Source organism: Acidovorax sp. GW823-FHT01C06 (genome assembly GCF_058798375.1).
The window spans coordinates 878,496-898,951 of record NZ_JBXAKN010000001.1; the positions used below are offsets into that span (position 1 = coordinate 878,496).

General features: G+C 68.8%; 19 protein-coding genes. 5 read left to right on the forward strand and 14 right to left on the reverse strand.

What is annotated here, in order from left to right:
* Positions 1-14 precede the first annotated feature (14 nt).
* A complete protein-coding gene (locus AC1RCS_RS03975) occupies positions 15-1,673 on the forward strand; it encodes a methyl-accepting chemotaxis protein (protein WP_218293305.1) in 1,659 nt (552 codons plus the stop codon).
* 126 nt (positions 1,674-1,799) lie between these two features.
* On the opposite strand, the gene AC1RCS_RS03980 is transcribed toward AC1RCS_RS03975, so the two are convergent.
* The 10 genes from AC1RCS_RS03980 to gspG form a co-directional block, all read right to left on the reverse strand.
* Positions 1,800-3,188 (reverse strand): GspE/PulE family protein, encoded by a 1,389-nt coding sequence (locus AC1RCS_RS03980; RefSeq protein ID WP_218340433.1) that lies wholly within the window; start codon positions 3,186-3,188, stop codon positions 1,800-1,802.
* A 13-nt stretch (positions 3,189-3,201) separates the two neighbouring features.
* Positions 3,202-5,823, reverse strand: a complete 2,622-nt coding sequence (gene gspD / locus AC1RCS_RS03985) for a type II secretion system secretin GspD (RefSeq protein WP_492244359.1) — start codon at positions 5,821-5,823, stop codon at positions 3,202-3,204.
* A 4-nt stretch (positions 5,824-5,827) separates the two neighbouring features.
* A complete protein-coding gene (gspN, locus tag AC1RCS_RS03990; RefSeq protein ID WP_492244360.1) occupies positions 5,828-6,637 on the reverse strand; it encodes a type II secretion system protein N in 810 nt (269 codons plus the stop codon).
* Positions 6,638-6,687: 50 nt separating this feature from the next.
* Positions 6,688-7,236 carry a type II secretion system protein M gene (locus AC1RCS_RS03995; protein WP_218293308.1) on the reverse strand — a complete coding sequence of 183 codons (549 nt, stop codon included), beginning with the start codon at positions 7,234-7,236 and terminating at the stop codon, positions 6,688-6,690.
* Entirely contained in the window at positions 7,233-8,531 is a 1,299-nt protein-coding gene (gene gspL / locus AC1RCS_RS04000; RefSeq protein ID WP_492244361.1) for a type II secretion system protein GspL, read from the reverse strand. The genes AC1RCS_RS03995 and gspL overlap by 4 nt, the downstream gene beginning before the upstream one ends.
* An 83-nt stretch (positions 8,532-8,614) precedes the next feature.
* The gene (gene gspK / locus AC1RCS_RS04005; protein ID WP_492244362.1) at positions 8,615-9,625 is read right to left on the reverse strand and encodes a type II secretion system minor pseudopilin GspK; all 1,011 of its coding nucleotides are present in this window, start codon (positions 9,623-9,625) and stop codon (positions 8,615-8,617) included.
* Between the two features lie 80 nt (positions 9,626-9,705).
* Positions 9,706-10,332 carry a PulJ/GspJ family protein gene (locus tag AC1RCS_RS04010; protein WP_218293311.1) on the reverse strand — a complete coding sequence of 209 codons (627 nt, stop codon included), beginning with the start codon at positions 10,330-10,332 and terminating at the stop codon, positions 9,706-9,708.
* 178 nt (positions 10,333-10,510) lie between these two features.
* The gene (gene gspI / locus AC1RCS_RS04015) at positions 10,511-10,897 is read right to left on the reverse strand and encodes a type II secretion system minor pseudopilin GspI (protein WP_218293312.1); all 387 of its coding nucleotides are present in this window, start codon (positions 10,895-10,897) and stop codon (positions 10,511-10,513) included.
* Positions 10,894-11,412 carry a prepilin-type N-terminal cleavage/methylation domain-containing protein gene (locus AC1RCS_RS04020; RefSeq protein WP_255591235.1) on the reverse strand — a complete coding sequence of 173 codons (519 nt, stop codon included), beginning with the start codon at positions 11,410-11,412 and terminating at the stop codon, positions 10,894-10,896. Before AC1RCS_RS04020 ends, gspI begins: the two co-directional genes overlap by 4 nt.
* Positions 11,413-11,443: 31 nt before the next feature.
* Entirely contained in the window at positions 11,444-11,896 is a 453-nt protein-coding gene (gspG, locus tag AC1RCS_RS04025; RefSeq protein ID WP_370628420.1) for a type II secretion system major pseudopilin GspG, read from the reverse strand.
* Positions 11,897-11,944: 48 nt separating this feature from the next.
* Here gspG and AC1RCS_RS04030 point away from each other — a divergent pair, with 48 nt between their 5' ends.
* Positions 11,945-12,400 carry a type II secretion system protein N gene (locus AC1RCS_RS04030; protein WP_218293313.1) on the forward strand — a complete coding sequence of 152 codons (456 nt, stop codon included), beginning with the start codon at positions 11,945-11,947 and terminating at the stop codon, positions 12,398-12,400.
* Positions 12,401-12,443: 43 nt separating this feature from the next.
* Here the strand turns inward: AC1RCS_RS04030 and AC1RCS_RS04035 are convergent, their stop codons facing one another.
* From AC1RCS_RS04035 to ilvA, 3 genes are all read right to left on the reverse strand, one after another.
* The gene (locus AC1RCS_RS04035) at positions 12,444-13,034 is read right to left on the reverse strand and encodes a histidine phosphatase family protein (protein ID WP_492244364.1); all 591 of its coding nucleotides are present in this window, start codon (positions 13,032-13,034) and stop codon (positions 12,444-12,446) included.
* The gene (gene cobS / locus AC1RCS_RS04040) at positions 13,031-13,837 is read right to left on the reverse strand and encodes an adenosylcobinamide-GDP ribazoletransferase (protein ID WP_492244365.1); all 807 of its coding nucleotides are present in this window, start codon (positions 13,835-13,837) and stop codon (positions 13,031-13,033) included. Before cobS ends, AC1RCS_RS04035 begins: the two co-directional genes overlap by 4 nt.
* Positions 13,838-13,923: 86 nt before the next feature.
* Positions 13,924-15,486, reverse strand: a complete 1,563-nt coding sequence (gene ilvA / locus AC1RCS_RS04045) for a threonine ammonia-lyase, biosynthetic (protein ID WP_369641439.1) — start codon at positions 15,484-15,486, stop codon at positions 13,924-13,926.
* Between the two features lie 359 nt (positions 15,487-15,845).
* On the opposite strand from ilvA, the gene AC1RCS_RS04050 reads away from it, so the two are divergent.
* Positions 15,846-16,295, forward strand: a complete 450-nt coding sequence (locus tag AC1RCS_RS04050) for an OsmC family protein (RefSeq protein WP_492244366.1) — start codon at positions 15,846-15,848, stop codon at positions 16,293-16,295.
* A gap of 71 nt (positions 16,296-16,366) precedes the next feature.
* Here AC1RCS_RS04050 and coq7 read toward each other — a convergent pair whose 3' ends face one another.
* On the reverse strand, positions 16,367-16,984 hold the full coding sequence (gene coq7 / locus AC1RCS_RS04055) for a 2-polyprenyl-3-methyl-6-methoxy-1,4-benzoquinone monooxygenase (RefSeq protein WP_369641441.1): 618 nt from the start codon (positions 16,982-16,984) through the stop codon (positions 16,367-16,369).
* Between the two features lie 316 nt (positions 16,985-17,300).
* On the opposite strand from coq7, the gene AC1RCS_RS04060 reads away from it, so the two are divergent.
* Positions 17,301-18,359, forward strand: a complete 1,059-nt coding sequence (locus AC1RCS_RS04060; protein ID WP_218293319.1) for a porin — start codon at positions 17,301-17,303, stop codon at positions 18,357-18,359.
* Between the two features lie 413 nt (positions 18,360-18,772).
* Positions 18,773-20,353 carry an ABC transporter substrate-binding protein gene (locus tag AC1RCS_RS04065; RefSeq protein WP_492244367.1) on the forward strand — a complete coding sequence of 527 codons (1,581 nt, stop codon included), beginning with the start codon at positions 18,773-18,775 and terminating at the stop codon, positions 20,351-20,353.
* Positions 20,354-20,456 lie beyond the last annotated feature (103 nt).

Below are 20,456 nucleotides of genomic sequence, written 5' to 3' on the forward strand. Positions count from 1 at the left end.
TGTAAGGAAGAGCCATGAATGCTCTGGGCCGCTTCTCCATCCGCACGCGCCTTTACTTCGGAACCGTCTTTTCCTTGATCCTGCTTGTTGTCATCGGCGCCATGGGCTACGTGGCGCTGGACCGCACGCGCGGCACGCTGCAGGTGCTGTTCTCGCAGCGCGTACAGACCCTCACCGACATGTCGGAGCTGCGCACCACGCTGGGCGACCTGCGCCGTACCGAAAAAGACATCATCATCAACTTCAACAACTCGGTCGAGGTCTCCGCGCTGCGCGAGACCTGGGCCAAGACACTGGCCGCGCTGCGCAAGAGCCTGGCCGACGTGCGCCAGGTGCAGTCGGGCGATGCGGCCTTCGTCGAGTCCATCGACAAGTCGCTGGCCGAGATCAAGCAGTACGAAACCGGCATTTCCCCCATCTTCGAGAAGATCGAGGGCGCGCAGCTCGATGGTGCCGGCGGCGGCGCCTATGCCGACCGGCTCAAGGTCCACATGGAGGCCACCGACAAGCTGTTCTCCAGCCTGGCCACCACGGCCCGCGCGCAGATGGACGAGGCCCGCGCGGGCGTGGAGTCGCGCACCTCCACCATGTCGGCCTTCATCGGCATTGGCCTGCTGCTGGGGCTGGCCGTGCTGATCCCGCTCACGTTCTTCAGCGTGCGCTCCATCACCGGATCGCTGCGCCAGGCGCAGGAGCTGGCCGACCGCATCGCCAGCGGCGACCTGTCGCGCGATGTGGAGGCCATGAACCAGGATGAGGTGGGCCAGCTGGTGGCCGCCATGGGGCGCATGCAGGATGCGCTGCGCGGCCTGGTGCGCCAGGTGCAGGACACGGCGGGCAACATCTCCACCGCCAGCTCCGAGATCGCCAGCGGCAACCACGACCTGAGCCACCGCACCGAGCAGACGGCGGCCAATCTGGAGGAAACCGCTTCGTCCATGGAGATGCTGACCAGCACCGTGCAGCAAAGCGCGCAGTCCTCGCGCCAGGCCAGCGACTTCGCCTCCACGGCCGCCGAGGTGGCCGCGCGCGGCGGCACCGTGGTGTCGCAGGTGGTGACCACCATGGACCAGATCACCACCAGCTCGCGCAAGATCGCCGACATCACGGGTGTGATCGACTCCATCGCCTTCCAGACGAACATCCTGGCGCTCAATGCCGCGGTCGAGGCCGCGCGCGCGGGCGAACAGGGCCGCGGCTTTGCCGTGGTGGCGAGCGAGGTGCGCAGCCTCGCGCAGCGCAGCGCGGAGGCGGCCAAGGAGATCAAGGGCCTCATCAGCTCCTCGGTGGAGCGGGTCGAGGACGGCTCGCGCCTCGTGAGCCAGGCCGGCCAGACCATGACCGAGATCGTGAGCAGCGTGCGCCGCGTGTCCGACATCATTGGCGAGATCACCGCTTCGTCGGCCGAGCAGAGCGACAACATCGGCCAGATCAGCCAGGCCGTCTCGCAGCTCGACCAGATGACGCAGCAGAACGCGGCCCTGGTGGAGCAGTCCACCGCGGCCTCGGAATCGCTGCGCGAACAGGCGGTGCAGCTGACCAGCGCGGTCCGCCAGTTCAAGCTGCAAGGGGGGGGCTCGGAGCTGCCCTCCTCGCCTTCATCGGCGCCGCTGGCCTCGCCCGCGCCCGCCGTTTCACCGGCGGGCCGGCGCCCCGCGCTGCAGATCCGCTGATCCCAAGCGTTTTGGGCCTCTAGCGCTTGCTTGTCAAACGCGGATCGCTATTAAAAAAGTAGCAAAATGATCCCGGTGGCGCACCGCCACCGAGAGGGCCTGTGGCGCGGCCGCCGGCCCGTGGGATCAGTCCCGCGTCACGCGCAGCACTTCCTCGCGGCTGGTGATGCCCGCCGCGATGAGCCGCTCGCCATCCTCCCGCATCAGCGCCATGCCATCGGCCAGCGCGGCGGTGCGGATGTCGGCCTCGGAGGCCTGGTTGTGGATCTGGGCGCGGATCGCGTCCGTGGTCACCAGCAGCTCGAACACGCCGGTGCGGCCGGTGTAGCCCGTCTGGCCGCAGTGCTCGCAGCCTGCCCCATGGCAATGGCTGCAGTATTTGCGCACCAGGCGCTGGGCCAGCACGCCCAGCAGCGAGGACGACAGCAGGAACGGCTCCACGCCCATGTCGGTCAGGCGCGTCACGGCGCTGGCCGCGTCGTTGGTGTGCAGCGTGGCCAGCACCAAATGGCCTGTCAGCGAGGCCTGGATGGCGATCTGCGCGGTCTCGAAGTCGCGGATTTCGCCGATCATGATGATGTCCGGGTCCTGGCGCAGGATGGCGCGCAGGGCCTTGGCGAAGGTCAGCTCGATCTTGCTGTTGACCTGGGTCTGGCCCACGCCGGGCAGCTCGTACTCGATGGGGTCTTCCACCGTCATGATGTTGTTGCGCGTGGCATCGAGCCGGCCCAGCGCCGCATACAGCGTGGTGGTCTTGCCCGAGCCCGTGGGGCCCGTCACCAGGATGATGCCGTGTGGCTGGCTGATGAGGCCCTCAAAGCGGCGCAGGGTGTCGCCCTGCATGCCCACGGCTTCCAGGCTCAGCTTGCTCTCGCTCTTGTCCAGCAGGCGCAGCACGGCGCGCTCGCCATGGGCGCTGGGCAGGGTGGACACGCGCACGTCGATGGCGCGGGTGCCCAGGCGCAGGCTGATGCGGCCGTCCTGCGGCAGGCGTTTCTCAGAGATGTCCAGGTCGGCCATGATCTTCAGGCGCGAGATCAGGGCGGCGTGCAGCGCGCGGTTGGGTTGCACCACCTCGCGCAGCGTGCCGTCCACGCGAAAACGCACGCTGGAATGGCGCTCGTAGGGCTCGATGTGGATGTCGCTCGCGCCGTCGCGCGCCGCCTGCGTGAGCAGGGCGTTGAGCATGCGGATGATGGGTGCGTCGCCAGCCGATTCCAGCAGGTCTTCCACGGCGGGCAGTTCCTGCATCATGCGCGAGAGGTCGGCGTCGCTCTCGACCTCGCTCACCACCGTGGCGGCGCTCGATTCGCTGTGCGAATACACGGCACTGATGCGCTGGGCCAGGGCCGGGGCGTCCAGCGGCAGCAGCTGCTGCACAGGGTGCTTGCGCAGCACTTCGGACAGCGCTCCCGCGTCGGGGCTGGGGCCGTGCCACAGCACCAGCTGGTGGCCGTCGTCCTCCAGCAGCAGCTGGGCCGTGCGGGCAAAGGCGTAGGGTAGGGGGTGGCGCATGGGGGCTCGGTCCTCAGAGCGCCTGGGCCGCCACCGTGGCGTTCAAGGCCGTCTGGCTGCGCACCGTGGCCGCAGCCGCCTGGGCGGCGTCTTCCGTGGCGAACGGGCCTACGCGCACGCGGGTGGCTTTGCCCCGGTTGGTTTCCACCGCCTGCAGGGACAGCGGCAGCGCGGAGTCGCGCAGCTTGGCCATCGCGCTCCTGGACTGGGCGTCCTGGCCCATCACGCCGACGTTCACGTAGTACAGGGGCACCGGCACCTTGGCCATGGGCGTGGCGGCGGTGCCGGGCTGGGCCGGGGCGCTGCTTTGTGGGGCCGTGGCGGGGTTGAATGGCTGGGGCGCGGGCACCGGGGTCAGCTGCTGCTGTTGCTGCTGCAGGGGCGCCGGCATGGCGGCGGGGGCGGTGCGTTCGGGTGCCACGGGCAGTGCGGGCAGCACCGGGGCCCCCGATACCGTACCCATCATCAGGCTAGGGGCGGGCTGGGTGGCGTGCTGCAGCGCCCGGATGGCTTCGTAGCGGTCCACCACCAGGGCGTCGCTGGTCGCGTTGTCGCGCACCACGATGGGGCGCAGGAAGATCATCAGGTTGGTCTTGCGGCGCGAGCGGTTCTCGCTCTTGAACAGGTTGCCCACCACGGGCAGGTCGCCCATCACGGGCACCTTGTCTTCGCCCTGCGAGTAGGTGTCCTCCAGCAGGCCGCCGATGACGATGATGCTGCCGTCGTCCACCACCACGTTCGATTCGACCGCACGCTTGCTGGTGGTGGGGCCGGTGGCGTTGGACAGGGTGGAGCGGTCGATCTTGGAGATCTCCTGGTAGATCGCCATTTTCACGGTGCCGTTCTCGCCGATCTGCGGGCGCACCTTGAGCATCAGGCCCACGTCCTTGCGCTCCACGGTGTTGAACGGGTTCACGGTGCCGCTGTTGCCGGTGTTCGCATACGAGCCCGTGACGAAGGGCACGTTGTCGCCGATGAGGATGCGCGCCTCCTCGTTGTCCAGCGTCATCAGGTTGGGGGTGGACAACACGTTGGCGTCGCCGCTGTTCTGCAGGAAGTTGGCCAGCGCGCCCAGGTAGTACTGGCCGTTGATGCGCGGCGCGAGCGCCAGGTTCAGGCCCCCGCCCAGGCCGCCCGCGGCGGTGGCGATGCTGCTGGCACTGCCCGAGGCCAGCGCGGCGGTCAGCCCCAGGATGTTGGCGCCGGCCGCGCCGGAGTTGGTGCCGATCACACCCACCGTGCCGTCCCCCTGCTTGCCCAGGATGCCCTGCCACTGGATGCCGAACTGCGCCACTTTGTTGGCCGACACCTCCACGATCAGACTTTCCACCAGCACCTGCGCGCGGCGGCCGTCGAGCTTGTCGATGACGGTGCGCAGCTGGCGGTACAGCGGCTCGGGCGCCGTGATGATGAGCGAGTTGGTCGTCGGGTCGGCCTGGATCTGGCCGCCGGTGGAGGGCTGGTTGTTGTTGGTGCTGCTGGTGCCCATGCTGGAGCTGCCAGAGCCCAGGCCGGAGTTGCCGCCGCCCCCGGACAGGCTGCTGCCCGTGGACAGCATGCTGCCGCTGTTGTTGCCACCGCCCACGCCTGCGCTGGGCGCCGCCGGTGCGGCGCTTGCGCCCGCGCCGCCACCACCCGTGTTGCCGCTGCCGCCCATCGCCGCCATGGCGGCGCGCAGGGTGGTGGCCAGCTTGGTGGCGTCGGCATTCTTCAGGTAAACCACGTGGATGTTGCCGGTGGCCGCACTGCTGCCGGGCGCGGGCGCCTGGTCGAGCTGCGCCACCAGCGCGCGCACCTGGGCCACGCGGGCCGGGTTGGCCGCGCGCAGGATCAGCGCGTTGCTGCGCGGCTCGGCGATCAGCGTGGTCTTGAACGAGGTATCGGTCTGGCCCTGTGCGCCTGGCGCGCCGGGGGTGGCGCCGCTGCCGCCGTCGATCAGGCGCGCCACCAGCGGCGCGAGGTCGGTGGCGACGGCGTTGCGCAGCGGGATCACTTCCACGTCGCTGGCGTTGGAGACATCCATGGCCGCCACGATGCGCGCCAGGCGCTGCAGGTTGTCGGCGTAGTCGGTGATCACCAGCGAGTTGTTGCCGGGGTTCACGTTGATGGTGTTGTTGGGGCTGATCAGCGGGCGCAGCACGGGCACGAGGTTGGCCGCGTTCTCGAAGTTGAGCTTGAAGATCTGCGTGACGATCTGCCCGCCCCCGGGCGCGCTGCCGGCGTTGCCCTGCACCACGCTCACGCTGCCGCCCTGCAGCTTGGCGTCGGCCTCGGGCACCACCTTGTACAGGCCTGCGGCCTCCACCACCGTGAAGCCCTGCAGGCGCAGCGCGGCCAGGAACTGCTGGAAGGCGGCGGCGGGGGTCACGGCCCGTTCGGTGACCAGGTTGAGCTGGCCCTTGACGCGGGGATCGACCACCACGTTGCGGCCGGTGATGGTGGCCATGGTGCGCGCCACCGCCTCGATCTCGGCATTGGCGAAGTTCAGCGTGACCGGTTCGCCCGAGCGCACGCTGCCGGTGCTGGTGTCAATGGCGGTCTGCGCAATGATCTGGCCGCCAGCGCAGGTCAGTAAAGCGCTGAAAGCTATTGTTTTGAGAGCAAAACCCGGGCGGTGCGAAAACAAGGAAGTCATAGGTTCAACCCACGGTGATGATGGAGCGCGCGCCGCTGCGCCGTCCGATGATGTTCAGGAGATTGGACAGGGCGGCCTCGCGCTCGGGGGTGGCGCTGGCCTCGCCCGCAAACCGCAGGCGCTGGCCCACCCACTGGCCGGTGCCGCTGAGCTGCAGGTGGCCGTCGAGCGTGCTGAGCGTGAGCGCGGGCACCTCGCCGCCCGCCAGCAGCAGCCGGTAGCTGCCCATGGGCCGCAGGGTGGACAGGCGCGAGGACATGGCCCGCGCATCCATCTGGGCCTGGCCCTCCAGCACCATGCGGCCCGCGGTCCAGCTGAAGGCCAGGCCGCGCGTCTGCAGCGTGAGCTGGCCTTGGGGCTGCAAGGTGTTCCAGGGAGTCCCGAGCCCGGCCAGGATGGCGGCGGGCCACTGGCTTTGGCCATCGGCCAGGGTCAGCCGGGGGCCGGCCCAGCGGGCCTGTGCGTGCAGCTGCAGGGGCTCGGGCGTGCAGCAGCTCGCATGCAGCTGGGCGCGCAGGCCGGCGAGGCCGGGGCGCAACCGCCACTCCACCCTGCCGGGCAGGGCCGCGCGGTCCTGGCTCGCCGCGCCGCCGGTCAGCACCAGCTGGGCCGAGCCGGTCCAGACCGTGCCGCGCGCCTGCAGCAGTTGCACCTGGCCATTGGTGGCGCGGGCCAGGCCCCGCGCCAGCCAGTGCGCTGGCGCGAAGGCCAGCACGGCGGGCACCACGCCGGCCACGGCGCCCGCCAGCGCCCAGCCCCAGGCGGAGCGCGGGGCACGGACGGGAGGCTTGCGGGTGCGGGGGCTGGTGGCCACGGTAAGGGAATATCTGTCTGTCTGTCGGCTGGTCTGTCTGGCGGGCCGTGTCAGCGCTGGGCTGGCAGGGCGAGGACCAGCGTGCCGTCCCAGCGCGGCATGGCCGAGGCCGGGGCGCCCAGGACGGCGGGTGCCGCGGTGCCCGGGGGAGGGGCGGCCGGGGCGCTGCGGGCCAGCCGCGCCTCCACCGGCGTGGCCCGTGCGTTGCTGCGCGCCTGGGCCAGCCATTGGCCCAGGGCGTCGGCGGGCGCGCCCTTGAGCGTCACCGTGGCGCGGTCGCCCACCACATTGAGCTGGGCGGTGTTGCCCAGGCGCTGGGTCAGTGCGGTGCGCAGCGCGCCCACCGCGTCGCCGGTACTGGTGCGCGGGGCGGATTGCAGCTGCTGGGCCTCGGCCTGCAGGCCCTGCATGTGCTGAAGCTGCGTGTCGAGCGCGGCATGGCGGGCGGGCGCGGTCCGCAGCGTGGACAGGGCGGGGGCCACGGCCACCCACCACAGCAGGGCGAGGGCGATCAGGCCGCCCGCGGCCAGGACCAGTGTTTGTTCGCGGGGTGCCAGCGCCTGCCAGCGGTCCCGCAGCGCGGTGGTGTTGCGTGTCATGGGGTGCCTTGCGCATGGGGCCGTGGGCCGCCTTCGGCGGCGCTCATCAGCAGGCTGCCGTCTTCCAGCCGCACCCGGTAGCCCGCGGCTTCCAGGCGGGCGCTGAGCGCGGGTTCCTCGTCGGGGGCCAGCGCCACGCCGCGCAGGCGCAGCTCGCCGGGGGTGTATTCGATGCCGGTGGGCTGTCGGCCGTTGGGCAGGGCGGTGCCCGCGGCGGCCAGCAGGGGCTCCAGGTCGCGCGCCGAGACGCTGCCGGCGGCCTGCCGCAGCTGCGCCAGCTCGCGCTCCATCTGCACGGGGGCATCCACCACCACCTGCACCTTGGGGAAGGTCTGGGTCAGCGTGGCGCGCACCGCGGCCTGCTTGGCCGCCAGCGCCTGGCGCTCCTGCCAGGCCCAGGCGTTGAGTCCCACCAGATGGGCCGCGGCAAGCAGCCCGGCACCCCAGCGCGCCGCGCGCCACTGGGGGGCGTACAGCAGTGCGCTGGCCACGCTGCCCGCCTTGCGCAGCGCGCGCGTGCGTCCCGTGCTGGCCAGGTCGAACTGGGCCAGGTCCCAGTCGCCGCGCGCGGCTTCCAGCGCCCGCTGGCTGGCCGTGTGCAGCGCCGCGCGCTGGCCCAGGGTGCGTTCCGCGAGGGCCGCCACGGCGGGCTCGGCGCGCACGACGGGAGCGTCGCCGTCCTCGCCGGAAGCCGCCTGGGCGGGCATGCCCGCGCGGGCCAGCGCCATGGCCATGTTCGACAGGGGCAGCACGGCCACGCCGTGGTCCGCGCCCTGGCCCGTCAGGACCACGCAGGCGTCCTCGGGCGTGCCCAGCACGCACAGTTCGGGGCGGCCGCTGGCGGTCGGGCCGGGGGCGAACTCGGGCACCACGCGCGCTACGCGGCGGCCCGCGGCTTCCAGCGCCTGCAGGTTCTCGCGCAGCCAGGCGCGGTCGCACACGGCCACCCACACGGGTTCGCCGGGGTGCGCCGCGGGCTGGATCGCGAAGTGCAGCTGGGAGGCATCGTCAAGCACGCGGTCTTCGAGCAGCCCCTCCAGAACGGACCGCAGGCGCGGTGTCTGCTGCCCGGCGCCCAGGGGCAGGCCGGGGGGCAGCTGCACCTTCTGCCACGACAGCGCCCGCGCGGGCACCACGGCCACGACCTCGCCGCCAGGGCGCGTGGGCTCGGGCAGCAGCGCCGCCGGGGCGCTGGCATGTCGGATGGCGGTGTGGCCGTCCGCCGTCAGCGTGTAGCTGTACTCGGTGGCGGGGCCCGGGCGGGCGGGCGGCAGGAAAAGGATGAGGGTGCTCATGGACGGGTTTTGCGGGCCATTTTAGGGGGCGGGCTTGACAGTGCAGGGCCCAACCCGCGGATGTGTTGCGGATGTGTTGCGTCTCAGCGCGGAGGCTGCGGCGCGGCCCCGGTGTTTTCGCGGTCAAAAGCGCCGCGTTCGCGCCACAGCGTGGTCACCTCGATACCCTGTTTGCGCACCAGCGACCGCTCGTCCACCATCGCATCGCCCAGGCGCAGGCGGCCCCGCACCTCGAAGTAGGAGGAGGCCACCGCATGGGCGCCTTCATTGATGTCGATGTTCGCGCCCAGCAGGTCGCGCACCTCGCTGAGGGTGCGGAAATGCCGTGCCTCGCGGACCTGCAGGATCTTCTGGGCGCTGGCCATGTCCAGGCCGTCGATGGCGGCCAGCAGCACGTCGATGTCGGCGGTGTTGATGTTGACCGGGGTGCGCACGGGCAGCAACGCCACGTGCGGGGTCAGGTGGACGACGGTGGCGGGTGCCAGGCCCAGCCAGCCCAGCTGGGACACGGTGGGTGGCATCAGTGGCGCCATACTGCTGTCGCTGCCCGTCGTGGCCTGTGCCTGCCGCAGGGCCTGCGCGAGCAGGCCGAGCTCCTGCTGCGGCAGCCCCAGGCGTTCGAACAGCCGCGTGAACTGGCGCATCGCCACGGCCTGCTCGGGCCCGGTGGCCGCCAGGTTCATGAGGTTCATGCGGCCTTGCATGTCCGAGATCTGCCCCGACAGGAAGGCTTCGGTGGTGTCGGTGCTGGCGTCGTCCACCTGGCTCACGTTCTTGTCCGCCGCGAGAAAGGTCGACAGCCGCGCCTCCTGCAGCGGCACGGCCCAGGGCTCGGCCAGGTGGTCGGCGCCGCCCGAGCGGCCATCCTCGCGCAGGATCAGGCGCGACCAGTCGAGCGCGCCGACCAGGATCCAGGTGGACTGCACGCGGCCGCGCTCGGCCGTCTCGACCTCCACCGCGCGCCACTGCTGCCACATGGCCGCGGCCGCGAAGGTGGCCACCAGCGTGACGGTGAGCATGGCCAGCAGCAAAGCGGCCCCCCGTGAGGCGCTGCGCGCCTTCCCTCTCTCTCGCTGCGCGGGAGGGAGACGCATCCGGTGGCCCGGCAAAGCCGGTTCCACGGGGGCACTGGCGTTGGCCGTGCCAGCGTCATGGGTGCGTGGTGCGCGGCGCCTCACGACCTGCCTCCGCCCAGCACCGGGTTCACCCAGTCGCGCGTGAGGCGCCCGACCAGGGCTTGGCCTGGCGGCAGGGTGATCTGCAGGCGCACGCCGTCGGGGATGGCCGCCGCGCCGCTCGCGCTGGCGCCGCTGCTGGAGAGCGGGTTGGACCAGGCGCCGCCCCGGTAGTAGAAGATCTGCCAGTCCGCCAGCGGCAGCAGCGTCATCTCGTGGCGCCGCTCGGCCTCGCCCGGCGTGCGCGCCCATTGCGCCGCCAGCTGCCAGGCCTCCTGCCATTGGGCGCGCGTGCGCACCGGGGGAGACTGCCAGCGCATCCACTGGCCCTCGCCCTGGGCGCCCCGGCGTGTCCAGGCCACCACCAGGGCGCCTTCGTCGGGCACGGCGCTGCTGCGCCGCGTCAGGCGCAGCACCTGGCCGTCCCAGTCGAGCGGCGTGGTGTTGGCGATCGGCGTGAGCGCATCCAGGTCCGTGCCCCATTGGCCCAGCGCCGCCTGCAGCACCAGCATTTCATCCGCCCGCTGGCGCGTGATCTCCTGCGCCCGCACCATGCCATCGAGCCCGCGCCAGCTCAGGATGGCCAGCAGGCTCATCACCGCAATCGCCAGCAGCAGTTCGACCAAGGTGAAGCCACCGTGAGTGCGACATGACGGGTTCCTTCTGACATGCGGCCGCGCATCGCCGGAGGCCGTGGAACCTGGCGCGCCCCAACGCCAGTGCCACCGTGGAACTGGCTTTGCCAGGCCACGGGTGGCGTCCCCCTGGGGGGAAGGCGCGAAGCGACTCAGGGGGGGCATCTGGTCAATACCTTCCAATGATGGTCGAGATGCGCAGGATGGAGTTGTCGCCATCCAGCACCTGCGCGTCCACGCGGCGAAAGCTCGGGTTGGGCGTGGGGCGCACGCTCACGGCGACGGTGAGCGTGCGCCCCGCCTGTTCGCAGGCGAGCGTGCTGTCGCCCACGCTGGGCATTTGGCGCGACAGGCGGGTGTACACGAGCTCGTTCTCGGCGCACAGCTGGGCCAGCACGATGTCCGACTGGCGCAGCGCGTTGCGGGTGAGCGCGGTGGTGGCCTGCAGGCCCGCCATGAGGGCGATCGCGACGATGCCCAGCGCCACCAGCACTTCCACCAGCGTGAAGCCGCGCTGCGGCGCGCTGCGTCGATCCGGGCGCGGGCGGCTGCTCACTGGACCGGCTCGACGGTGAAGGGGCGCACGCCATCGGTGGCGACGCGCAGCGCGCGTTCGGGATGGGCGTGGTGGGTGATCAGCACCTGCTGCGGGCCGATGAGCGGCTCCGGTCCCAGCACCAGCACGGTGGGGGCGCGCGCCGTGGTGCCCGCATCCAGCCACTGGCTGGGCAGCGCCTGCTGCGCGCTGGGCGGCAGCCCTTCGAAGCGGAACCCGCGTGCCTCGGTGCGCCAGCGCACGGGCATGCCGCCGGCGCGCGACTGCGCGCGCGCGGATTCCAGCAATGCCGCCAGCCGGGCCGCCTCGCGCTCGATCAGCGTCTGCCCGCTGTCGCGCATCGCCACGCCCACGCCCGCCGTGGCGAGCGCGATGATGCTGATGACCACCAGCAGCTCCAGCAGCGTGAAGCCCCCCTGGGCCGCTGCGCGTCGTCCCCGCAGAGGGGCCGGGCCACCGGTGGCCCGGCCAGGCCGGTTCCACGGCATCCCCGGCCTGGGGCGCGCCAGTGTCATGGGGCGGGGGTGCACGGCGAAGGGCCGGCCCTCATTGCCAACTGCCAATATCGGCATCCTTGCCTTCGCCGCCGGACTGGCCATCGGCGCCGAACGACATCACGTCGATCTCGCCCTTGATGCCGGGGTTCAGGTACTGGTACGGGCGGCCCCAGGGGTCGTTGGGCAGTTTTTCGAGGTACAGCTTCCAGTTGTTGGGCACCGGGCCCGAGGTGGGCTTGACGATCAGCGACGGCAGGCCCTGCTCGGCCGTGGGGTAGCGCTGGTTGTCCAGCCGGTAGAGCTTGAGCGCCTGCATGATGTTGGTGATGTCGGTGCGGGCTGCCGTCACGCGGGCGTCGTCGGCACGCTCGAGCACATTGGGCACGATGAGGGCGGCCAGCACGCCGATGATGACGAGCACCACCATCAGCTCGATGAGGGTGAAGCCCCGGGAGAGGCTGCGGCGGGCGGAGCGCAAGAGGAAGGGGAGGGAAGTGTTCACTGCTGGCGGTCTCTCGGATGGTCGGATCGCGTGAATCATAATCCCCGCATGGTGACCAATTCACACAGCAAATGGGGCGTGCGCCTGGGGACCCTGGCGCTCTGGGCCGCGGCGGGCGCCAGCGTGGTCTTCTGGGGCCTGCGCCTGTCGGCGCCGGCGGGCGGCATCGCCGCGCCCGCGGTGTTGCCAGCGCCGGTGGCGCCCGACGCGCAGGCGCTGGCCCGCCTCCTCGGGGCGGTGGCCTCCCCGGCGGGCGCTGCGCCCGCGCCCGCTGCGCCCACGCTGGCCAGCCGGTTCGCGCTGATCGGGGTGCTCTCGGGCCGCAGCAGCGGCGGCGGTGCCGCGCTGATCGCGGTGGACGGCAAGCCGGCCAGGCCCTTCCGCGTGGGCGCGGCGGTGGACGAGGGGCTGGTGCTGCAGGCGCTGGGACCGCGCCAGGCGCAACTGGGCGCCGAGGTGGGAGGCGCCGCCACGCTCACGCTGGACATGCCCCTGAAGCGCTGACCCGGCGCGTGGTGGGCGCAGTCGCCCGCCAGGGCCTCCATTCTCAGATGCCCCGGTGGGCGATGTCCCACTCGCCCCAGCCCGGCGCGGCAAGGGGCCATTCTTCGGAGCGCGGCAGCTCGCCCCCACGTGCCTGCAGCCAGGCCACGCAGCGGATCACGCCGGCATGGGTGATCCAGGCCACATCCCGTGCGGTTTCTTCTGCGGGCGGGAGGGAATGCAGCGCGGCTGCCACGCGCTCCAGCATGGCCGCCAGGCTTTCACCATTCCCGGGGCGGTAGCTGGCGAACGCGGCCGTCCAGGCGTCGATGTCGGAGCGGGCGATGGCATCCCAGGCCAGCCCTTCCCAGCTGCCAAAGTCCATTTCGCGCAGGCGGGCGTCGGGTTTGGGTATCAAATCAGGCCGCAGCGCTTGCAGTTCCATCGCAAGCTGCTCACATCTTTGTAGCGTGGAGTGGAACACCTGGATCCGGGGCGGCAGGGTGGTGGCCAGGCGTTCCGCGGCGGCGCGGGTGGCGGCGGGGTCGGCGGGGACGTCCAGCGCGCCGTAGCAGATGCCGGGCGCCACCCGCGGCTGGGCATGGCGCACCAGCCAGAGGCGGGCGCCGCGCTGCGGTCGGGCCACGGGCTTCACATCCAGCGCAGGGCCAGCGCCGCGCCCAGGTAGAAGCCGATTTCGCTGACCTGCTGCGTGGCGCCCAGGCAATCCCCCGTGAACCCCCGCAGCCGGCGCGCAAACCAGCGGGCCATCCAGGCGGCGGCGAGTGCGCTCAGCACAATGGCTGCTATTAAATATATAGCTGATTGTGCTTTCCAGACAAGCGCCAGCGGCACAAAACACCATGAAAATGCCGTCGCCAGCGCAGTGCCCGAGATCTGGTCGGCCAGCGGCTTGCTTTTGGAGCGGGCGGTGTCCCCCACATGCGGCAGGCTGCGCACGATGAGCAGGGGCCAGAAACGCGACACCACATGGGCCCCCGCCAGCGCGGCCACGGCGGCCAGCAGGCTGTGGGAGCCCAGCAGCGCCAGCACGCTGAGCTTGGCCAGCAGCGCCAGCACCAGGGCCATGGCACCGAACGCGCCGATGCGCGAGTCCTTCATGATGTCCAGCGCCCGCTCGCGGTCGGCACTGCCGCCCAGGCCGTCGGCCACATCGGCCAGGCCGTCCTCGTGGAAGCCGCCGGTCATCAGCACCGTGGCGATGGTGCAGAACACGGCGGCCACGGCCGGTGCCAGCGGATTGGGCGCCAGCGCCCAGTGCAGCGCGGCATAGACGCCCGCCGCGAGCAGCGCCGTCAACCAGCCAATGCCCGGAAAGTGCGCCGCGCTGGCGCGCAGCATGGCGGGGCTGTAGCCCACCCACTGCGCCAGCCGCCCGGTCACCGGGATGCGCGTGAAGAACTGCACGGCCAGCAGGTAGTGGCGCAGGGCTTGCATGGACGGGCGGAGGAGGCTATGTCAGATTTGATAGCTGCCAGCGCTGGTTGGATAAGCGCTGGAGGCCGGTTCGACCCATATTCTGGTCACTTGGAACGCAGGAACAGCCGGTAGGCCGGGTTCAGCGTCTCTTCCACGTACGGGTAGCCCAGCGTGGCCAGGAAGGCGTCGAACGTGGCGGTGTCCTCGGGCGGCACCTGCATGCCCACGAGGATGCGGCCGTAGTCGGCGCCCTGGTTGCGGTAGTGGAACAGGCTGATGTTCCAGGTCGGCTGCATCAGGCTCAGGAACTTGAGCAGCGCGCCCGGCCGCTCGGGGAAGGTGAAGCGCATCAGCCGCTCGTCCTGCGCCAGCGCCGAATGGCCGCCCACCAGGTGGCGCAGGTGTTCCTTGGCCAGTTCGTCGTGGGTCAGGTCCAGCGCCTCGAAGCCGTGGCGGCCGAAGTTCCGGGCGATCTTGTCCGATTCGCCCTTGCCGTTGGTGGTCAGGCCCACGAACACATGGGCCTGGGCGGCGTCGCTGATGCGGTAGTTGAACTCGGTCACGTTGCGCGCGCCGCCGGGCAGGTCGCCCACCACCTCGCAAAAGCGCCGGAAGCTGCCCCGTTCTTCGGGGATGGTCACGGCGAACAGCGCCTCGCGCTCCTCGCCCACCTCGGCGCGCTCGGCCACGAAGCGCAGGCGGTCGAAGTTCATGTTGGCGCCGCACAGGATGGCGGCGTAGGTCTCGCCCCGGGTCTTGTTCTCGGCCACGTACTGTTTGATGGCGGCCACGGCCAGGGCCCCCGCGGGCTCGACGATGCTGCGCGTGTCCACGAAGATGTCCTTGATGGCGGCGCAGACGGCGTCGGTGTCCACGGTGATGAAGCCGTCCACCAGGCCGCTGTGGGTGATGCGGAAGGTTTCCTCGCCCACGAGCTTGACGGCCGTGCCGTCCGAGAACAGGCCCACATCGAGCAGCGTGACGCGCTGGTGCGCGTTGACCGACTGGATCATCGCGTCCGAGTCGTTCATCTGCACGCCGATCACCTTGATCTCGGGCCGCACGGCCTTGATGTAGTTGGCCACGCCAGAGATGAGCCCGCCGCCGCCGATGGCCACGAACACGGCATCGAGCTGGTTGCTGCCCAGGCTTTGCAGCTGGCGCAGGATCTCCATGGCGATGGTGCCCTGGCCCGCGATCACGTCCGGGTCGTCGAACGGGTGCACGAAGGTCAGGCCCTGTTCCTTTTCAAGCGTCACCGAGTGGCCGTAGGCGTCGGAATAGCTCTCGCCAAACAGCACGACCTCGCCACCCAGCGTCTTCACGGCATCGATCTTGAGCTGCGGCGTGGTGGTCGGCATCACGATGACCGCGCGGGCGCCCAGCTTGTGGGCGCTCATGGCCACGCCCTGCGCGTGGTTGCCGGCCGAGGCGCAGATCACTCCGCGCGCGAGCTGCTCGGGCGTGAGGTGCGCCATCTTGTTGTAGGCGCCGCGCAGCTTGAAGCTGAACACCGCCTGCTGGTCCTCGCGCTTCAAGAGCACCTTGTTGTGCAGGCGGCGGCTGAGGTTCTTGGCGGGCTCCAGGGCCGACTCCACCGCCACGTCGTACACGCGGGCGGTCAGGATTTTCTTCAGGTAGTCGGCGGGGGTGAGGTGCAGGGTCATGGCGGGAGCTGGTGGGGCCGCCGCTGGACAGCGGCGGGGGCCACATCATAGGGCGTCGGTTTCCGGCCTGGTCCGGACGCCACCCGGGCGGCAGGCGGCCGGACCGGCCAAAAAAAAGCCCCGGGCCGTGAGGCCTGGGGCTAATCCATCCTTTGAGGAGATGGAGGAGACAATCGGTGCGGGGCAAGTACCGGATTCCGGACTTCTTGCCGCCTGCCGTTTCCTTTTTGTTCGAAACCGGCAGCGCATGGGCGAAGTTTAGCGCGAGTCTTGTTGCGATGCAGCAAAATTCGCATCAAATTCTTTTCGTTTCGGTTTTCCGTGCGAAAAAAACCACGTGTCACACAGGAGAAACACAAATGGAATGCACAGTCAGTTGGACAGGAGGGGCAGGAACACGCTCCGGCATGGGCTTCGTGGCCGAAACCGGCAGCGGCCATGTCCTGGCCATGGATGGCGCCCCCGATGCCGCCAACCCCGCCAATGGCGGGCAGAACCTGGCGCCCCGGCCCATGGAGACAGTGCTGGCAGGAACGGGTGGCTGCACCGCCTATGACGTGGTCCTGATCCTCAAGCGGGGCCGCCACGACGTGCGCGGCTGCAGCGTCAAGCTCACCACCGAGCGGGCCCAGACCGACCCCAAGGTGTTCACCAGGATCCACATGCATTTCACCGTGACGGGCAAGGGGATTCCCGCCTCGGCGGTGGAGCGCGCCATTGCCATGAGCCACGACAAATACTGCTCGGCCAGCATCATGCTCGGCAAGACCGCCGAGATCACCACCGGCTTCGAGGTGATCGAGGCCTGACGGCCGCCCCGAACCGCGGCGGGCGCCCGGGCAGCACGCACTTTCCCGGTGCAGGGCTCCGGGGGGCACGGTCAGATGTAGTGCGCCGTGGTGGTCATCACCTTGGCGGCCGCCCTCATCGCGGCGCGGGCGGGTGCCGGCAGCTGCAGCGCACCGGAGGCCCGCGCCTGCGCCGCGTGGCGCTCCTCGTCGTCCTTCATCCGGGCCACCACGGCCCGGGAGGCCAGGTCCTGCTCGGGAAGCCGCGCAAGGTGGCCCTGCAAATGCGCCGCCACCTGGTTTTCCGTCTCCGCCACGAACCCCAGGCTGGCCCGGTCGCTCACCTTGGCCGCTACCAGGCCCAGCGCGAAGGCGCCCGCGAACCACAGCGGATTGAGCAGGCTGGGGCGTGCTCCCAGGGCCTCCAGGCGCCCGCGCGTCCAGGCCAGATGGTCTGTTTCTTCCCGGGCGGCCTCCAGCAAGTGCACGCGCAGCCCGGCATCGCGTGTGACCGCGGCCTGCGCCGTGTAGAGGGCTTGCGCACAGACTTCACCCACGTGATTGACCCGCATCAATGCCCCCGCCAGCTTCTTCTGGGCGGGGTCGAGGTCGGCTTCCGCGATGCCCAGGGCGGGCGTGGGCTCGCAGGCCCGGGGGGGCGCGAAAAGCGTGCGCAGGGCGTTGTCAGCGGCGGTCAGCAAGGGGTCCATGGCAGCTTTCAGGATGGCAAGGGGCAGGAAACACAATTTTCACTTGGATACAAATATTCGGCAGGTGCCGACGGGGGCCGCAAGGGTGCCGAAACCGATTTTGCTGGCGCTCCGTGAAATGTTGCAACACTGCAACGATTTTCCCCTTTCGGGTCGATTGTGGGTGAATTCCTTTGCGAAACCCGGCCGGGTCTGGTGCAATAAGAGCAACTTCCCCACCAGGAGGTTGGCCCGGGGAACCGGCGGGACTGTGCAGGTGCTTTCACCATAGACCCCCCGTACCGGCGCCCTATGTTTAACCTTGGAGTAACTCGCAATGAAAAAATCCCTGATTGCCCTGGCTGTGCTGGCTGCTTCCGGCGCTGCAATGGCTCAATCGTCCGTGACCCTGTTCGGCGTGGTTGATGCAACCTACGCTTACGGTTCCGGCAGCGTCGCTAACAAGTCCCAACTGACGAACTCCGGCTACAACAGCAGCCGTCTGGGTTTCCGCGGCGTTGAAGATCTGGGTGGCGGCATGTCCGCTTCGTTCTGGCTGGAAGCTGGTCTGAACAACGACAACGGCCAAGGCGCTGCTACCAACGCTACCAACCAAGGCGCTGCTGCTGCCCTGGGCAACGGCCAACAAGGTCTGACGTTCAACCGTCGTTCGACGGTCAGCCTGAACGGCGGCTTCGGTGAAGTGCGTCTGGGCCGTGACTACACGCCCCAATTCTGGAACCTGACCGTGTTCGATCCGTTCGGCACGAACGGTGTTGGCACGACCCAAACCCTGAACTCCAGCCTGGGTGGCCCAACCACCATCCGCGCTTCGAACGCCATCGGCTACTTCCTGCCTGGCAACCTGGGCGGCTTCTACGGCCAAGCACAGTACTACATGGGTGAAAACCTGAGCAACGCTGCCAACAAGAAGGACGGCAACGGCCTGGCTCTGCGCGCTGGTTACGCCAACGGCCCCATCAACGTGGCTCTGGCTTTCTCTGACACCAAGTTCCTGAGCGGCAACATCAAGGCTGTGAACGTGGGCGGTCAATACGATCTGGGCGTGGCCAAGATCATGGCTCACTACAACCAAGACGACATCAAGAACGGCAACGAAGGCAAGGGCTTCCTGATCGGTGGTCTGGTGCCAGTCGGTGCAGGCGAAATCCGTCTGTCTTACTCCACCTACAAGATCGAAACCCCCGGTGCTGATCCCCGCGCCAACAAGCTGGCTCTGGGCTACGTGCACAACCTGTCCAAGCGCACGGCTCTGTACGCAACGTACGCTCACGTGAGCAACAAGAACGGCTCCGCTCAGTCCCTGAACGGTTCCGTGACTGCTGCTGGCGAAAACTCCAACGGCTACGACTTCGGTATCCGTCACAGCTTCTAATATCAAGACTGGCCTTTGGCCAGTTGACGATATCAAAGCTAAAAAGCCGCCTTCGGGCGGCTTTTTTTTTGACCAACCGACTGACTGTTTGTCTGCGGTTGATTGCGGGAGTTGAATTGTGGATTGCCCGAGTGAACAATCCAGTGCTGCATGGCATGTAACTCCGGGTACATGCCTTCTGCCGCTGCAATGCCTGGCACCTTCCGGAGGGCCTTGTTGGCCCTGTCTCTGTGGTTTCTTTCCCTTCTTTGCCCCGGTGCAGATTCTTGGCACCATCCTTGCGTGCTGGAACGACGCAAAAGCAACGTAAATCCACCCTCAGAGGCCCTTCTCGGCGCTGGAGATTCAGGGATTTCCCGTTGGCTATAGAGCAACCTTTACTGCATAGTAAAACTTTTAATCAAGAGGGTTCCATGAAACTCAAATACAGTCTTTTGTCGGTAGCTGCCATGGCTGCACTGCTTGCAGCACCAGCGCTGCATGCCAAGCCCTTCAAATGGGCGAGCCAGGGGGAGATTGCGACCTGGGATATCCATTCCCAAAACAATGCACTGCAAAACGGCATTCATGCCAATGTGTATGAGAGCCTGGTCTACTACAACAGCAAGACATTTGACGTGGAGCCCGTCCTGGCGACCTCCTGGAAAGAGGTCAGCCCCACACAGGTGCGCTTCATGCTGCGCCAGGGAGTGAAGTTCCATGATGGGTCGGCGTTCACCGCCGATGACGCCGTGTACTCGCTGCAGCGCGCGATGGCGAAGACGTCGAACTTCACGCCCTACATCCAGGGCATCAGCAAGGTCAACAAGGTCGACGCGCAAACCATCGACGTCATCCTGACGGCCCCCAATCCCGTGCTGCTGCGCCAGATGACCGAACTGCGCATGATGAGCAAGGCCTGGGCGGAAAAGAACAAGTCCGTGGAGCCCAAGGACATCAAGGGCAGCGATGAGAACTTTGCCCACCGCAATGCCATGGGCACCGGCCCCTACACGCTGGAGTCGTGGCAGCCCGATGTGAAGATGGTCTTCAAGCGCAACCCCAACTGGTGGGGCAAGATGGACGGCAACGTCACGGAAATCGTCTACACCCCGATCAAGTCCGCCGCCACGCGCATCGCTGCGCTGCTGTCGGGCGAAGTGGACATGGTGCTGGACCCCACGCCCCAGGATCTGGGTCGCCTGCGCGCCAGCCCCGACCTGAAGGTGATCGACGGTGTGGAGAACCGCACCATCTTCCTGGGCATGGACCAGTTCCGCGATGAGCTGCCAGGCTCCAACATCAAGGGCAAGAACCCGCTCAAGGACGTGCGCGTGCGCAAGGCCCTGTACCAGGCCATCGATGCCGACACGATCTCGCGCAACATCATGCGCGGCCTGGGCAAGCCTACGGGCACCATCGTGGCGCCCCAGGTGGCCGGATACACCGAAGCCGTGGGCAAGCGTTTCCCCTACAGTGTGGAAGCCTCCAAGAAGCTGCTGGCCGAAGCGGGTTATCCCGATGGCTTCGAAGTGGATTTCGCCTGCCCGAACAACCGCTACATCAACGACGAGGCCATCTGCCAGGCCGTGACGGCCATGTGGTCGCGTGTGGGCGTGAAGGCCAAGCTGCGCACGCTGCCACTGGTGAACTATTTCCCCATGATCCAGCGCTACGAAGCCAGCATCTACATGCTGGGCTGGGGCGTGCCGACGTTCGATGCGTTGTACAGCCTGCAGTCGCTGGTACGCACCGTGGGCCAGGGGGGTGACGGCAACTACAACGTGGGCCGCTACAGCAACCAGCGCATGGACTACCTGGTGGACCGGATCAAGGCCGAGACGGACGCTCCCGTGCGCGCGCGCATGCTGACGGAGGCGCTGCAGCTGTCCAATGACACCGTATCCCACCTTCCTCTGCATGACCAGGTGATACCCTGGGCCATGAAGAAGAACGTGGAGCTGGTCCACCGCGCCGACAACCGCGTGGACATGCGCACGGTCAAGGTGAACTGATCGATTGTCGATACGCTGAGAGCAAGGGCCTCGAGGCCCTTGCTCTCCTTGATTCAGTTTGACGACGACGTATTGCCAGTCAGTGCCCCTGCCATCAAAAGTG

Coding starts and splice junctions, on each gene's coding strand:
- gspL (WP_492244361.1), bottom strand. CDS start 8,531: ATGAGCACCCTCATCCTTTTCCTGCCGCCCGCCCGCCCGGGCCCCGCC.
- AC1RCS_RS04060 (WP_218293319.1), top strand. CDS start 17,301: ATGAAAAAATCCCTGATTGCCCTGGCTGTGCTGGCTGCTTCCGGCGCT.
- gspK (WP_492244362.1), bottom strand. CDS start 9,625: ATGCGTCTCCCTCCCGCGCAGCGAGAGAGAGGGAAGGCGCGCAGCGCC.
- AC1RCS_RS03980 (WP_218340433.1), bottom strand. CDS start 3,188: ATGCGCCACCCCCTACCCTACGCCTTTGCCCGCACGGCCCAGCTGCTG.
- gspD (WP_492244359.1), bottom strand. CDS start 5,823: ATGACTTCCTTGTTTTCGCACCGCCCGGGTTTTGCTCTCAAAACAATA.
- cobS (WP_492244365.1), bottom strand. CDS start 13,837: ATGCAAGCCCTGCGCCACTACCTGCTGGCCGTGCAGTTCTTCACGCGC.
- coq7 (WP_369641441.1), bottom strand. CDS start 16,984: ATGGACCCCTTGCTGACCGCCGCTGACAACGCCCTGCGCACGCTTTTC.
- AC1RCS_RS04050 (WP_492244366.1), top strand. CDS start 15,846: ATGGAATGCACAGTCAGTTGGACAGGAGGGGCAGGAACACGCTCCGGC.
- AC1RCS_RS04065 (WP_492244367.1), top strand. CDS start 18,773: ATGAAACTCAAATACAGTCTTTTGTCGGTAGCTGCCATGGCTGCACTG.
- ilvA (WP_369641439.1), bottom strand. CDS start 15,486: ATGACCCTGCACCTCACCCCCGCCGACTACCTGAAGAAAATCCTGACC.
- AC1RCS_RS03975 (WP_218293305.1), top strand. CDS start 15: ATGAATGCTCTGGGCCGCTTCTCCATCCGCACGCGCCTTTACTTCGGA.
- AC1RCS_RS04020 (WP_255591235.1), bottom strand. CDS start 11,412: ATGACACTGGCGCGCCCCAGGCCGGGGATGCCGTGGAACCGGCCTGGC.
- AC1RCS_RS04030 (WP_218293313.1), top strand. CDS start 11,945: ATGGTGACCAATTCACACAGCAAATGGGGCGTGCGCCTGGGGACCCTG.
- AC1RCS_RS03995 (WP_218293308.1), bottom strand. CDS start 7,236: ATGACACGCAACACCACCGCGCTGCGGGACCGCTGGCAGGCGCTGGCA.